General features: G+C 53.9%; 12 protein-coding genes. 1 reads left to right on the forward strand and 11 read right to left on the reverse strand.

Translation table 11 applies throughout. The features are described from left to right. Position 1: 1 nt before the first annotated feature. Genes gmd through ACVCAM_RS07055 form a run of 10 tightly spaced genes read right to left on the reverse strand, consistent with a single transcriptional unit; the run spans position 2 to position 10,030 of the window. The gene (gene gmd / locus ACVCAM_RS07010; protein WP_407223505.1) at positions 2 to 1,123 is read right to left on the reverse strand and encodes a GDP-mannose 4,6-dehydratase; all 1,122 of its coding nucleotides are present in this window, start codon (positions 1,121 to 1,123) and stop codon (positions 2 to 4) included. Positions 1,124 to 1,147: 24 nt separating this feature from the next. Further along, complete coding sequence (gene wcaF, locus ACVCAM_RS07015) at positions 1,148 to 1,696, reverse strand: colanic acid biosynthesis acetyltransferase WcaF (RefSeq protein ID WP_025913252.1); 549 nt, start codon at positions 1,694 to 1,696, stop codon at positions 1,148 to 1,150. Between the two features lie 15 nt (positions 1,697 to 1,711). Further along, complete coding sequence (wcaE, locus tag ACVCAM_RS07020; protein ID WP_008499420.1) at positions 1,712 to 2,458, reverse strand: colanic acid biosynthesis glycosyltransferase WcaE; 747 nt, start codon at positions 2,456 to 2,458, stop codon at positions 1,712 to 1,714. Positions 2,459 to 2,474: 16 nt separating this feature from the next. Beyond that, positions 2,475 to 3,695 carry a colanic acid polymerase WcaD gene (wcaD, locus tag ACVCAM_RS07025; protein WP_025913250.1) on the reverse strand — a complete coding sequence of 407 codons (1,221 nt, stop codon included), beginning with the start codon at positions 3,693 to 3,695 and terminating at the stop codon, positions 2,475 to 2,477. Continuing rightward, the gene (gene wcaC, locus ACVCAM_RS07030) at positions 3,670 to 4,887 is read right to left on the reverse strand and encodes a colanic acid biosynthesis glycosyltransferase WcaC (RefSeq protein ID WP_023293848.1); all 1,218 of its coding nucleotides are present in this window, start codon (positions 4,885 to 4,887) and stop codon (positions 3,670 to 3,672) included. The genes wcaD and wcaC overlap by 26 nt, the downstream gene beginning before the upstream one ends. After that, a complete protein-coding gene (gene wcaB / locus ACVCAM_RS07035) occupies positions 4,884 to 5,375 on the reverse strand; it encodes a colanic acid biosynthesis acetyltransferase WcaB (RefSeq protein WP_008499417.1) in 492 nt (163 codons plus the stop codon). Before wcaB ends, wcaC begins: the two co-directional genes overlap by 4 nt. Beyond that, complete coding sequence (gene wcaA / locus ACVCAM_RS07040; RefSeq protein ID WP_021241458.1) at positions 5,375 to 6,217, reverse strand: colanic acid biosynthesis glycosyltransferase WcaA; 843 nt, start codon at positions 6,215 to 6,217, stop codon at positions 5,375 to 5,377. The genes wcaB and wcaA overlap by 1 nt, the downstream gene beginning before the upstream one ends. A 58-nt stretch (positions 6,218 to 6,275) precedes the next feature. Beyond that, positions 6,276 to 8,438, reverse strand: a complete 2,163-nt coding sequence (gene wzc / locus ACVCAM_RS07045; RefSeq protein ID WP_447093558.1) for a tyrosine-protein kinase Wzc — start codon at positions 8,436 to 8,438, stop codon at positions 6,276 to 6,278. A gap of 2 nt (positions 8,439 to 8,440) precedes the next feature. Continuing rightward, the gene (gene wzb, locus ACVCAM_RS07050; RefSeq protein ID WP_021241460.1) at positions 8,441 to 8,884 is read right to left on the reverse strand and encodes a low molecular weight protein-tyrosine-phosphatase Wzb; all 444 of its coding nucleotides are present in this window, start codon (positions 8,882 to 8,884) and stop codon (positions 8,441 to 8,443) included. A gap of 6 nt (positions 8,885 to 8,890) precedes the next feature. After that, positions 8,891 to 10,030: a polysaccharide export protein gene (locus ACVCAM_RS07055; RefSeq protein ID WP_008499413.1), complete on the reverse strand. Its 1,140-nt coding sequence runs from the start codon at positions 10,028 to 10,030 to the stop codon at positions 8,891 to 8,893. A gap of 684 nt (positions 10,031 to 10,714) precedes the next feature. Between ACVCAM_RS07055 and ACVCAM_RS07060 the strand changes: the two genes are divergently transcribed. Further along, positions 10,715 to 12,298 (forward strand): TerC family protein, encoded by a 1,584-nt coding sequence (locus ACVCAM_RS07060; protein WP_407223507.1) that lies wholly within the window; start codon positions 10,715 to 10,717, stop codon positions 12,296 to 12,298. Positions 12,299 to 12,386: 88 nt separating this feature from the next. On the opposite strand, the gene asmA is transcribed toward ACVCAM_RS07060, so the two are convergent. Next, the gene (gene asmA / locus ACVCAM_RS07065) at positions 12,387 to 14,237 is read right to left on the reverse strand and encodes an outer membrane assembly protein AsmA (protein WP_025913247.1); all 1,851 of its coding nucleotides are present in this window, start codon (positions 14,235 to 14,237) and stop codon (positions 12,387 to 12,389) included. Positions 14,238 to 14,245: the final 8 nt, after the last annotated feature.

The raw sequence follows: 14,245 nt of genomic DNA on the forward strand, positions 1-14,245 counted from the left end.
CTCAGGACTCCAGCGCGATGGCAACCTCGTAGCCATGAGATTTGAGCAGGGAGTGTTTTTTCGCTGCTTCAAGATCTTTGGCTACCATCTCGGAAACCATCTCCTGCAGAGTGGTTTCTGGTTTCCAGCCCAGCTTCTCGTGCGCTTTGGTTGGGTCGCCCAGCAGGGTTTCAACTTCAGCAGGACGGAAGTAGCGTGGGTCAACCTGCACAATCACGTCGCCTGGCTTCACGCCCGGTGCGTCGTGGCCGGTCACGGAAACCACGATGCCCTTCTCTTCTGCGCCGGTGCCTTCGAAGCGCAGCTTGATGCCCAATTGAGCGGCAGCCATTTCGACGAACTGACGAACGGAGTACTGCACGCCGGTGGCGATCACGAAGTCTTCTGGCTGTTCCTGCTGCAGCATCATCCACTGCATTTTCACGTAGTCTTTGGCATGGCCCCAGTCACGCAGGGAGTCCATGTTGCCGAGGTGCAGGCACGATTCCAGACCCTGCGCAATGTTGGCAATAGCGCGGGTGATTTTGCGGGTTACGAAGGTTTCGCCGCGACGTGGAGATTCGTGGTTGAACAGAATGCCGTTACAGGCGTACATGCCGTAGGATTCACGGTAGTTCACGGTGATCCAGTAGGCGTACAGTTTCGCTACCGCGTACGGAGAACGTGGGTAGAACGGCGTGGTCTCTTTCTGTGGGATTTCCTGCACCAGGCCGTACAGCTCAGAGGTGGATGCCTGGTAGAAACGGGTTTTCTTCTCAAGACCCAGGAAGCGGATCGCTTCCAGCAGACGCAGGGTACCCATGGCGTCCACGTCAGCGGTGTATTCCGGGGATTCGAAGGAGACCGCAACGTGACTCATCGCGCCCAGGTTGTACACTTCATCCGGCTGCACTTCCTGCAGGATACGGGTCAGGTTGGAGGTATCGGTCAGGTCGCCGTAGTGCAGGTGGAATTTCGGGTTCGCCGCGTGAGGATCCTGATAAATATGATCGACACGTTCGGTGTTAAATGAAGACGCACGACGTTTAATACCGTGTACTTCATAACCTTTTTCCAGCAGTAACTCTGCCAGGTAAGAACCATCCTGCCCGGTAACGCCGGTGATGAGAGCGACTTTAGACATGTTTATATTCCTCTACTTATGAATTTAATCAGTTTCAACGCGTTCGCGTATCACCACTGCGGGGTTGCCACGACAAATTTTATTTGCCGGTAGCGATTTAAAAACGCTGCTGCGGGCACCGACTACCGTGCCATCGCCAACAGAAACACCCGGTGCAACAAAAACATCCGTTGCCAGCCAGCATTTTTCACCGATCACAATAGGCGAAGCGGTAATATCAAAATGCTGACTCATAAAGTCGTGGCTGCCGGTGCACAAATAACATTTCTGTGAAACCACCGAATTCGCGCCAATCGTAATCTCGCCCAGGGTATATAACACCGCCTCATCCCCTACCCAGGCGTAATCCCCAAGCGTTAATTTCCAGGGATAGGTAATTTTCACCGAAGGACGAATGACTACGTTTTTTCCTATTTTTGCGCCAAACAGACGCAATAAAAATGCTCGCCAGCGGTACAGTATTTGCGGTGACCAGGCAAATAGGGTGGACTGAACCGCCCACCATAGCTGCACTTTAATACCGCCCGCCCCCCGAAAACCTTTCGGTACGGAGAAACCGTTCAGATCCTGCATTACGTTTCCTTATATTCAGGCTTTGTTATATAAGGCTTTCGTTTTACTCGTGGTACGCACGCGTAAAAAATAAGATAATTCCGCCCAGAATCCCGGCACGCGTAATATTTTACGCTGTACGTTTTTGGCATCCTGGCACAATTCCAGATTATTCGAGGTTGACACACCACCCATTGAAAACTCAGATACCAGCCCTTTAATTCGGCGGAACGGGTAACCTGACTTATACAGACTGGCGGCCAGTGCATAATCGGATGACACTTTATACTGCAAATCGTAAGGCTGTTTTTTCAGACCTTTTACCGGGAAGAAAATGGCCTGATGGCTGGCCGGTAAGCTGTGATAGATATACCAGCCCGGCTTCGCGCTGCGGCACACTTTATGTCCGTCGCCAAAATCAAGCAGCGCATCGCCAATATACATGGCGTCCTCTTTCTGGCGCGCCAGCTGGCGGGCAAACAGCGCCACGTCGTCATGGAAGATATCACCCGAATTCAGGAAGATGGCATAACGGCCTTGCGCCATGTTAATGCCTTTGTTCATTGCATCGTAGATGCCTTTATCTTTCTCGCTGATGTAGCGTAAGTTGAACTCACCGTTGAGTTTTTCCAGAAACTCTGCCGTGCCATCGTTCGAGCCGCCGTCGACCACAATCCACTCAAAGGTGAGGCTTGGATCGCGCGCCAGGTTGCGCAGCGAGCGCCAGGTTTTTACCACCCCTTCGTAATTACGAAAAGCGACAGTAATGACGCTAAGAAACATAAATCACCTCATTTCGTCATACGTGCGTAATATTAAGCGCCTTGCGCAGAATAAACGGACAGACAATCAAGAAAGCATATTCCGGGCTAAATATTGACCCGGTAAAAAACAGCGACACGGGCGTAAACAGATAAAGTTGCACGCGAAAGTTCTGGTTATCACCAAACGCGTTAATCATCATTTTGAAAACTTTAAACAGATACCACAGCGTCAACAGTACGGCGAACCACGAAAAATAAATAATTAACAGATACAGACCATTGTCTATGGTTTTACCGACATCCGCACCGTTAAAGATTCCGAATGATGCAACATATTCGTAAAGTGAGCCGAATCTTACTACACCATCAATATGGGTTAAGGAATAACCCACCATCACCAGCGGTCCAATGATGCGATAATAGGATGAGGATCCTTCCGTTCCCAAATCACCCAGACGTTCTGAGATGTAGGGGAAGGCAAATATCACGCCCACCATAAATACCGTCAGGGAGATAATCGCCAGCGGCATTTTTTTCTTAATCGCATCTTTGTTCAGGTACTGAAACGCCCATTCCAGCAGGTAAAACAGGATAAATGTCATTACCCCTGAGAACGATCCAGACAGAACGATTCCTGCAAGAATCATAGCATCGGTCTTAGGCGTTTTGATACCAAACTGTTTGATGCTGAGCCAAATTGAGATTAACGCCAAAGCGAAAAACGCCGGTTCAAAATAGAGGGCCGTGGTACGCTTCCCGCCGAACTTGATGAAGTTCAATACATAGCTGTTGCTGTAAATGAGATATTTCGAAATTATCTCCATCAGGCTGCTGCCGCCGGTAAGAATAATTTGCGCCATCTCCATAGCAGCAAGCATAACAATTAACGCAACGGCAATATAAAAGAACCTGAGGATTTTCCGATAATTGTGCGGAGAAATCGTTTTAAAGCGAATACTCCAGACCATGCCGATAATAATGACAATATAAACAAACAGCATGGTCGAGGTGACGTATTTACTGGCATCCAGCGACTGGCCGAAGATATAGTTAAACAGCGTCAGGCCCGTACCCAACCCTAAGGCAATCATCAGCTTCTTCAGGTTGATTTTATCGACATACAGCAGAAGCAGAACGGGCAAGAAGGTGACGATGGTTATCGGGAAGCTTTCGCCGAGCTGGGCAATCTTAACGTTGACCAGCAGGTAAATCAGCGGCAGCAGCAGATAACTACAGATTCTGATAGAACGAGACATACTCCTCCAGCATCTGTTGTCCACTGTAGGCCTTGCGGCTGCGGTTGCGGAACGATTCCAGGTCGGTGCCAAAAACGGCCTGAGCGATCTGCGCCTTCGGCAATTGCACCAGCGGCAGAACCTCCTGCTCCGCAAAAGTTTTCCCGCCGGATTTTTCCAGCACCTCACGTGCCGCATCGCTGTGGGTGGCAATCACCGGCACGCCGATGGAGAGCGCTTCACAGAGGATCAGCGGGTAGTTATCCACGCGGGAGCTGAACACCAGCGCATCCATTTCATTCAGCGCGCTCATCAGCTTGCGCTTATCGGTTTCAAACCCGTGGTTGACCACGTTAGCCCCTTCGAACGGTGAAAATTTGCCGAAGGTGTGAAGCTCAATTTTGTCACCCAGCGCCATCATGTCGCGCACCAGCTGCTGGTTGGTTTTCCCGTCGTAACGCAGGTCATGCGCAACGATAGCGATTTTCGGTTTGCCCGTGGTTTGCGCCACCGGCGTCAGGTCGGCGAGAATGGCTTCCGTCGCCACGTCGATGCCGTTGTTAATAATCTGGCAGCGCCCTGCCCCGTACAGACTGTTGAAGGCATCGGCCACGTGCTGGCTCGGGGAGATAAACGTACACCCGAGCGAGAGCATGTCGCGGAAAAGCTGACGCTTTCCGGCCACCAGCTTGTGCGCGCGATCCACCTTCACCGGCGGATAGTTGCTCAGCGTCGGGCATTTCTGGCAGTTGTTTTTCCAGCCTTCGCAGCCGTCGGTAAACGCGCAACGGCCGGTTACGCTCCAGTGATCGTGCAGCGTCCAGACGAAGCGGGTGTCGGGCTTGTGGGCCTGCACCTTCTGACAAAACGCCACCACCTCTTCCAGATTGAGCCAGTAGCTGTGCAGCACGTGAAAATGCAGCACAACCGGGCCGGTAGTGCGGGTCACCGTGCGATAAAGCGTATTCAGGTTGCCAAACAGATCGCGGTTAAACAGACGGAACAGCGCGATATTGGCAATCGAGGTCAGGCGCGGCGTGTGCTTGTGCACCTGCGGGAAGTTATCGTGACTGACGCTTTTCTTGCCGCCCTTGCCATAGCCATAAATAAAACGAGACTGAAGTCCTTTTTGCAGCGCGCGCTGGTGCAGATCCAGCGCCACCCCTGCTGCTCCGCCTTCTGCGAGGCGTACGTTAAATTGCAGAATATTCATTTAATCACCTTCACGCGGGCTTTTTCTCCCACCACCAGCGCGTTATCCGGAATGGTGTCCAGCACCACGCTGCCCGCACCAATCGTGACGTTGTTACCAATCGTAATGTCGCCAATGATCACCACGTTCGCGCCCAGCTCGACGTTGTTGCCAATGACCGGGCAGGCCAGGCTGTCTGGCCCACGGTTGCCAATGGTCACCCCATGGCGGATGGTGAAATCATCCCCGGCGACCACGAACTTGTTGATCACCACCGCATAGCCGTGATGGATGGTAAAGCGACGGCCAATGGTGGCAGCAGCCTGAATTTCATAGCCAAAAAAGCATTCGGTAATGATGCGGTACAGCACCAGCACGGGGGCCGCCCAGATGTTGTTCAGGATATTTTTCTTACGCCACACCGAGCAAAAATGCGCGATGCGGTACGCCAGAACCATGCAGCAAGGGCGCAGGCTCCAGCTGTTAGCGCGGCAATCTTCCAGAAACATTATTTCCCCCGAAGTCCATCAGCCAGGCGCTTGCCGTTACGTATGGACAACAGCGTCAGCAGCGTGCGCCAGTTCATGCGCTTATTGCGGATCTGATAGAGGGTAAAGAGCTGATATTTACGGCTGGCACGGTCAAACTTGTCCTTGTGCTTGCGGTAAAAATGGAAGTAGCCCGAGAACTTCTTCGGCGACGAGGTGATCTGCATCTCCCCGTGGTTGATGTGCAGGATCTGCGTGGCCTCTTCCACTTTCCACGGCTCGCCATACTCCACCACCATCCGCAGGAAGATGTCGTAATCCTGCGCGGCCTTCAGTTCGGTATCGAACAGGCACTCCTTGAAGCGCCACGCCCAGGTGAAGACCTGGTTACCAATGATGTTGCGCTTGTAGAACAGGCGTCGAGAGTACGGTGATTTCGGATAGAGCGGCAGGCTGGCAGGCTGCGAGTACACCTCGCCCTGACAGACATAGTCGTTGGCATACAGGAACGCGTGCGTGACCAGCTGCTCTTTATGCGACAGGAAAATAGACAGGCGGTTCGGCGTCCATTCGTCATCGTCGTCGATGCCGGTCAGATACTGACCTTTGGCCTGCATAATCGCCTGATTTCGTACAGCGCAGGCGCCGGAGTTAATCTCGTTGTGGGTATAGACCACCCGCGGGTCGTTGAGGTCAGTCACGAATTTTTGCAGCTGTTCATACGAGGAAGAGCAGTCATCAACGATGATCAGCTCCCAGTTATCGTAATCCTGACGTAACACCGACTTGATTGCGCGGATCGCCAGCTGCTGACGATTCCATGTCGGCATATAGATTGAAACTAAAGGGCGTTGTGTGGTCATGATCTTCCCCTGATCCCTCACCCCGCCCCTCGGGAGAGGGTTAGGGTGAGGGGGATTGTTATTTGCTGTCAGACTTATATTCGTACTCGTAATACCCGTAATCCTGGTACCCGGTCGCACGGCGGAAGATGGAGTTCAGGATCACCCCTTTCACCTCAATCCCGTTCTGCTCGAAGCGGCTCAGGCTGGTTTCCACCTCTTTCAGCGTATTCACCGCGTAACGCGCCACCATCAGCGTCGTACCCGCATGGCGCCCCACAACGGCAGCGTCGGTCACGGCCAGAATCGGCGGCGTATCGATCAGCACCAGGTCGTAGTTTTTGCTCGCCCACTCCACCAGCTCGGTAAAGCGTTCGCTCATCAGCAGCTCGGACGGGTTAGGCGGTACCTGACCACGTGGGATCAGGTCAAATTTCGGCACGGTAGTCGGTTTTGCGCTCTGGCTGATGTCACCTTTGCCAAGCAGGATCTCCGACAGACCGTTGACGTTATTGGTGCCCAGCAGCTCGTGGGTGTAGCCCTTGCGCATATCGCAGTCGATCAGCAGCACGCGCTTGTTGGTCTGGCTAACGACCGCCGCCAGGTTGGCGCAGACGAAGGTTTTACCGATTGACGGGCTGACGCCGGTTAACATCAGGACGTTGTTTTTAGCCTGCATCATGGCGAAGTGCAGACTGGTGCGCAGGCTGCGTATCGCTTCAATCGCCAGGTCGGTTGGGTTACCCACCGCCAGCAGCTGGCTCTGTTTGTAACGCTTAACGCCTTTGATGGTTTTGACGCTGTCACGGGATTTTTGCCACTCAGACAGCGGAATGCTGGCATAGACGTTGATACCGTTCTCTTCCAGCACCTGCGGGCTTTCGATACCGCGGTTGAACAGCGAACGCAGCAGCACGCCAACGATGGAGAGCATCAGGCCGAGAATAATGCTGCCGAGAATGATCAGCGCTTTCTTCGGCTTCAGCACGCCAGGCTGGGTAATCGCCGGGTCGACGATGCGCACGTCACCCACGGTGCTTGCCTCGGTGATTTTCAGCTCCTGCTGCTTGTTCAGCAGCTGCATGTAAACCTGCTGTCCTGACTCCACGTCGCGGGTCAGACGCACGATCTCCTGCTGCGTTTTCGGCATCACGGTCACACGGTCATTAAGCTTCGCCTTCTCCTCTTCCAGCGTGCGGCGTTTCTCCAGCAGCGTGCGGTAAGCCGGGTGACGTTTGGTGTAAAGCTTGGAGATCTCCGCCTCTTTGAAGGTCAGTTCGTTGAGCTGAGCGTCAATGTTGACCATCGAATCGAGGACCGATTTCGCCTCCAGCGGCAGGTCGACAGAGTCTTTATCCTGGCGGTAGGCGTTCAGCTTGTTCTCGGCATCATCCAGGCGGGCGCGCACTTCCGGGAGCTGTTTCGACAGGAACGCCAGGCTTTTCGCCGCTTCAGCCGACTTACGCTCAACGTTCTGCTCAAGGTAATTGCGGGTAATGCTGTTCAGGATGTCGCGGATCTGATCCTTATCTTCCCCGGTAAAGGTCATGCTCAGCACGCCGGTGTCCTTACCGTTTTCGGTGACGGTCAGGTTGTTTTGCAGGTTGTTGATCATCCCCAGCGTGGAGAATTTGGTGACGGTAAACTCCCCGCCCTCCTGGGCGTTGATCGCACTGACCATCATGCTGACGCCGTCTTTGCTCAGCATCTGTCCGACTTCACCGCGCGCGCTAAAGCCCGCGTCGCTGGTTAACTGATACTGTTTCGGGCCAAGCACCGTCAGGGTAAAGGTCTGATCGGCTGCCCCTTTTGGCAGTACGAAGTCAGTGACCTTCACCGTGTCGTTGCTTCTGCCCATCAGCCGATCCCAGCCCGCACCAAAGATTGGGAAGGTATTTTTGGTGACGGAGATATCGAGCCCAAGGTCGTGAACCGTTTTACCCAGCACCAGACGTGACTGGATGAGCTGGATTTCAGCGTCAGAGGCCGGCGGCTTGTTCGCCAGCGCGGAGCCAATGTCCTGCACCAGCGAGTTACCGGTATTCTGCTCGATCTGCACCAGCGCATCGGCGCTGTAGATAGGGGTGGCGAACAGCGTATAGACGACGGCCGCCGCGGCAAACACGGCGGTAATGCCCAGCACCCACCACTTTGCCTCGATAACCGTGCCAACCAGGCGCCCAATATCAATTTCATCACTGCCCGAAGTCGGGGCGGCAGAAGGTTTTGTTTTTTCTGTCATTGTTATCCCTGCTGAGCTTTCAGTGCCTGCGCCCACTGTTGGGCAGACTGGTCAAGTAAGGTGTAAACCGCCTCGAAAGCCTCATGGCTTTTGCGATATGGATCGGGGATTTCACGTTCATTGTCCCAGTGTCCAAACAGCATCACCTTACCGCGCATCTCCGGAGCGATATCGCACAGCGCTTGAATATGGCGTTTTTCCATCGCCAGAATCAGGTCATACTCACGGCACATGCGGCCAGTGACCTGGCGGGCAACATGCCCGTCGAGAGAGAGGTGATGGTCCCGCGCCACGCTCATTGCGCGCTCATCGGCACCTTTACCGACCAGTGCACCCAGCCCTGCCGAATCAACGGTCAGTTCGGGCTGGTAGTGTTTCAACAACCGTTCAGCCGTAGGGGAACGGCAAATGTTCCCCACGCATACCACCAGAATTTTGTTAAACATCGCGGATTACCAGGTATGAATGTCGCGCGCCGTATCCGTCATGTAGCGAACGCCACTGATGGTTGGCAGCAACTGGTTGATCAGACGGTTCCAGCGGGCAACCGGTGCGGTAGTGACATACACCACGTCGTATGGCTGGAGACGGAACTCCGTCGCCATCACCAGAGAGGTCGCATCGGACATATCCAGCTGGTAGATGTTGGCAATCTTGCCTTTCGCGCTGCCCTCACCTTTCAGCGGACGGATCACGAAGATACCGGTCGCGTTAGAGGTCGTCAGATCGATACCCTCAGCATTGCCCAGCGCTTCGGTCAGCGTCATACCGCTGAAGTCCATCTTGAGGGTGCTCTGTTTCTTCACTTCACCCATCACGAAGACTTTGAGATCGTCATTGCGTGGTACATAGAGGATGTCGCCCGGATAAAGCAGGCGGTTCTGGGTCAGATCGCCGTTTTGCATCAGCGCCTGCAGCGAAATGCGCTGCTCTTTCCCGTTGTGGGTCAGTACCACGTTGCGCCAGTCGGCGCCGTCGGTTAACCCGCCTGCGGCGTTAATGGCGTCCAGCACGGTCAGAGGAACGTTGGTGATGGCCTGCTGACCAGATTTGTTCACCTGGCCGGAGATATAGGCTTTTTGCGAGCGGAATGCGGCGATATTAACGTCCACCTGCGGATCGGCGATGTACTGCGCTAAGCGGCCGGTAATATCACTGCGGATCTCGGCAAGCGTTTTCCCTGCTACATGGACTTTACCAATGTAGGGATAGAACATGGTGCCATCTGACTGCACCCAGTTACCGGTGTCGCTTGAGCTGCGGTACTGGCCCGCTGGCGTGGTCAGTTCGGGGTGATCCCAGACGGTCACGTTAATGACGTCTCCAGGCCCTACGCGATACTGGTAGGAAGCAATTTCCTGATCCAGTGACATATTTGGCTGGGCAACGTTTGGACGTGGGCGTAATTGTTCGACCAGACGAGGCGTAAGTGGATAAACATTCACCATTTTGTCGAGATCAAAATCGGCATCCTGTTGCTTGATCACATCCTTGCCCATTGTAGACATATTGCTTCCGGGAAAGACCGTGCAACCGCTCATCAAGGTCACAGACACCAATAATGGCATCAATTTCATTTTGGAGTTCATCATTGATTATTTATCACTTTGGCAGAGTAATTATCCTGTGCAATTTAAATACGTGTGAATCTAAAATGCATTAAGAATGTAGCTAATTAAATAAAAATATAAGTGGCATCATTCCTAAAAAAAACGCTATTTGGCCAGTCACTGTTGACAACGTAATCATGGCCCACCCACACAGATTCAGGCACGCTACCGCCCTTGGCTTCCAGCTACCAATACGCTATAACACAATGAATTACAGGCAAAAAACCGCAAGAATTTTTTGCTGGTGAAATAAATGAAGCATTCAAAATACGCAGGCACTATTTCGTTAATCGCCCAAAAAAAACATCAATCCTTAACGGGAGATATCCTTTTTTAGGCTAATAATCTTGTAACAGTTAATCCCAAAACAGGCAAGAAAACGGGTTCCGAACGTCAACTTTTAAGAATTTATTTAGAAATGCACTTTATTTTTAAGAATTTCTTTATGTTGACAGCGTTATGATTGACCATCTTTTAATGCGATATTTCTTAATTTTGTTATTTCGGATAAATACAGATTTTCTGTATAAATTAAAACTATTATACCCGCCAGTTTTAATTTAATGATTATTGAGAGAAATCTCATACTGACATTGCATTTTCCCACAGCTTTATCCATGATCGAATTGTGTCATTAGTCATGTTAAAGAAGGTATTGCTACTACTATGGAATGGATTGCCGATCCCTCAATCTGGGCCGGGCTGGTTACGCTGGTTGTCATCGAGCTGGTGCTCGGGATTGATAATCTGGTTTTTATCGCCATCATCGCTGAAAAACTGCCCCCTTCCCAGCGCGATCGCGCGCGCGTAACGGGGCTGCTGCTGGCGATGGTGATGCGCTTACTGCTGCTGGCCTCTATTTCCTGGCTGGTCACGCTCACTCAGCCTCTGTTCTCCATTCACGGTCTGAGCTTTAGCGCCCGCGATCTGATCATGCTCTTCGGCGGGCTATTCCTGCTGTTCAAAGCCACCGTGGAGCTCAACGAGCGGCTGGAAGGCAAAGACAGCGAGAACCCGACCCAGCGCCGCGGAGCAAAATTCTGGCCGGTGGTCGCGCAAATCGTGGTGCTGGATGCGGTCTTCTCCCTGGACTCGGTGATCACCGCCGTCGGGATGGTGGACCACCTTGCGGTGATGATGGCCGCGGTCATTATTGCCATCACGCTGATGGTCATGGCCAGCAAGGCACTGACCCGCTTCGTGAACAGTCACCCGACCATCGTTATCCTTTGCCTGAGCTTCCTGCTGATGATTGGCTTCAGCCTGGTGGCCGACGGTTTTGGCTTCCATATTCCGAAAGGCTACCTGTATGCCGCCATCGGGTTCTCCGTCATGATTGAAGCGCTTAACCAGCTGGCGATATTCAACCGCCGTCGCTTCCTTTCCGCCAATCAGACTCTGCGTCAGCGCACAGCCGACACGGTCATGCGTCTGTTAAGCGGCAAGAAAGAGGATGCGGAGCTGGACGCCGAATCCTCCGCCATGCTGGCCGACCACAGCGACGGGCAGATCTTTGACCCGCAGGAACGACGGATGATTGAGCGAGTGCTCAATCTGAACCAGCGTACGGTCAGCAGCATTATGACGTCGCGGCATGACATTGAGCATATTGACCTGACGGCCCCGGAAGCGCACATTCGCGCCCTGCTGGATAAAAACCAGCACACCCGCGTGGTGGTGACCGGCGGGGAAGCGGAAGAGGAGCTATTGGGCGTGGTACACGTCATTGATCTGCTCCAGCAGCAGCTCCACGGTGAGCCGCTCAATCTCCGCGCCCTGGTTCGCCAGCCGCTGGTCTTCCCGGAGGGGCTGCCGTTGCTTTCCGCCCTTGAGCAATTCCGTAACGCGCGCACCCACTTTGCCTTTGTGGTGGATGAGTTTGGTTCGGTGGAAGGGCTGGTCACGCTCAGCGACGTGATGGAAACCATTGCCGGTAATCTGCCAAACGAGGTGGATGAGATTGACGCCCGCCACGACATTCAGAAAAACGCCGACGGCTCGTGGACGGCTAACGGCCATATGCCGCTGGAAGACCTGGTGCAGTATGTGCCGCTGCCGCTGGATGATAAACGGGAATACCACACCATTGCCGGTCTGCTGATGGAGTATTTGCAGCGTATCCCACAGCCGGGGGAAGAGGTTCAGGTCGGCGACTATCGGCTTAAAACGCTCCAGATTGAAAACCATCGCGTGCAGAAGGTTCAGCTGATACCGCTGCGGGAAGAGGAAGAACTGGATTTTGAGGTGTAAAAAAGCCGGGTGGCGTTTCGCTCACCCGGCCTGCGGTGTTCGGTTTTTGTAGGCCGGGTAAGGCGAAGCCCCCCCGGCGCAACAGGCATCAAAGCTTATCCAGCAGCTTCTTCACATCCTTGCCGTCCTGTGAATCTTTATTACGATCCGCCCAGCCGCTGAGTCGACGTTTCGCTTCATCCTGCAGATGCTTACGCAGGATCTGATCCACCTGCAGACTGTAATTCAGGGCCTGCCATTTGCCGTATACGCTCAATGGGACCGGCGTCTCTTTCAGGAAGTCGATGAGCTTGCTTTCCCCCTGCCAGCCGGAAAGTACCCGCACGTTAAAGCGCGTGTCCGCCGTCTCTTTGACCAGATCCAGCTTACCCTCGCCCGTTACTGATAAGAGTGAAGAGGTACCCTGCATTCCGTCGAGAGAGAGTTGTCCGTTGTTCAGCGTCAGGTCCGTGGTGAAGCTGTCGAGGCGCGTGGCACTGTCGTAGCTCTCCTGGGCTTTCACATCGCTGCTGCGCTCCACCGCCTGCTGCACCAGTTGCTGGAAGTTAAGCCCTTCCATACGGGAGTTTTTCAGATCAAGATGCGCCTGCCCTTGCCACTCGCGGCGGAAAGCATCGGCATCAATTTTCGTGCCGGAGAAATCACCCGCCAGCGTCAACTGCCCCGTCAGAGAGATCGGGTAGTTAAACGCGGTCAGGATGGTGCCTATCTCAACGTTATCGAGACGCGGCTGGAATTCGGCGCTGGCAACGTCTTTACGGACATCCAGCGTGCCGGGCAGTGAGAGGTGTCCTGCGCCCATCTTGCCGCTCAGTTCGGAGATCACCAGCAAACCGTTATGGTTAAACATCTGGCTGCTCACGTCGGTAAAGTCCATGCCGCGCCAGCGCAGGCTGGTGGCTTTCAGCAGAATATCCGCCGTGAATCCGCGCAGAGCGTTATAGTCAGGTTGATCGAGATTCGACGAAATAACCGGACGTGATACCGGTGCCTGGCTTTGCCCCGTCTGCGTCGCCTCGCTGTCCGTGGCGCTGGCTGGCAGAGGTGGCAACAGGTTTTCCAGGTTGAGCTTGTCAAATTGCAGATTCAGCACCCACTTCGGCTTCTCTTCAAAGGTGACGCTCGCCTGCCCCTTCAGGCTACTGTCGTTTGCCTGCAGGTTGAGATTATCCAGCTCCAGCTGTTTTTGTTCCTCACGCCACACGGCCTGCAGCGTTCCCTGACCGGCGATCCCCTGGGTGGGCAGATTGGCCCCCGTCAGCTGCCAGTTGAGCTGCTGGATGTTCGCCGTGAGCTGATGCGGATAGTCTGACGCATTCACTTTAGCATTCAACGACAGCGTCAAATCCCGCTGATCGCGGTTCACGCGCCCGCTGAATTCCACCGATGCAAGATGGTGCTCATCCTGTTCCATCTGCAGATTAATGTTGCGAACGGTGACCAGCTCTTCGTGCTCATGCTGGAAAACCAGCACGCTATCGGCCACTTTCAGTTTGCCAATATCAAAGGACCAGCCAGTATCAGACGGTTCATCAGGCAGGGTATTTTCACGCGGTGCCACCGGCGCGTTGGCATCACGCACAGCTTCAGTTTGCGGGGTGAGCTGAATCACCGCGCCTTTCAGCATCACCTGATTCACCTGCAGCTGATGGGAAATGAGCGGGATCAGCGCCACATCAAGGCGCATGTTGTCTGCGGACACCAGCGGCTGGGACGCCCCCGGCGCCGTGAGCGACATGCGGCCAGAGAGAATGCTGAGCTGCGGCCAGACGTGCCAGCGCAGCGGCCCGTCCAGCTTCAGTTGATAACCACTGCGTGCTTCAACCTGCCGCACCATATACGCGCGGAAGTCGTTAGGGTTAACCAGCAGAACCAACGCCGAAAGGCCAGCCACCAGCACCACCAGCAAAATCATCAGCGTTGTCAGAACTCTTCTCATGGCATCCT

The sequence above is a fragment of the Enterobacter sp. CFEC122 genome (assembly GCF_052983755.1).

Coding starts and splice junctions, on each gene's coding strand:
- gmd (WP_407223505.1), bottom strand. CDS start 1,123: ATGTCTAAAGTCGCTCTCATCACCGGCGTTACCGGGCAGGATGGTTCT.
- wcaF (WP_025913252.1), bottom strand. CDS start 1,696: ATGCAGGATCTGAACGGTTTCTCCGTACCGAAAGGTTTTCGGGGGGCG.
- wcaE (WP_008499420.1), bottom strand. CDS start 2,458: ATGTTTCTTAGCGTCATTACTGTCGCTTTTCGTAATTACGAAGGGGTG.
- wcaD (WP_025913250.1), bottom strand. CDS start 3,695: ATGTCTCGTTCTATCAGAATCTGTAGTTATCTGCTGCTGCCGCTGATT.
- wcaC (WP_023293848.1), bottom strand. CDS start 4,887: ATGAATATTCTGCAATTTAACGTACGCCTCGCAGAAGGCGGAGCAGCA.
- wcaB (WP_008499417.1), bottom strand. CDS start 5,375: ATGTTTCTGGAAGATTGCCGCGCTAACAGCTGGAGCCTGCGCCCTTGC.
- wcaA (WP_021241458.1), bottom strand. CDS start 6,217: ATGACCACACAACGCCCTTTAGTTTCAATCTATATGCCGACATGGAAT.
- wzc (WP_447093558.1), bottom strand. CDS start 8,438: ATGACAGAAAAAACAAAACCTTCTGCCGCCCCGACTTCGGGCAGTGAT.
- wzb (WP_021241460.1), bottom strand. CDS start 8,884: ATGTTTAACAAAATTCTGGTGGTATGCGTGGGGAACATTTGCCGTTCC.
- ACVCAM_RS07055 (WP_008499413.1), bottom strand. CDS start 10,030: ATGATGAACTCCAAAATGAAATTGATGCCATTATTGGTGTCTGTGACC.
- ACVCAM_RS07060 (WP_407223507.1), top strand. CDS start 10,715: ATGGAATGGATTGCCGATCCCTCAATCTGGGCCGGGCTGGTTACGCTG.
- asmA (WP_025913247.1), bottom strand. CDS start 14,237: ATGAGAAGAGTTCTGACAACGCTGATGATTTTGCTGGTGGTGCTGGTG.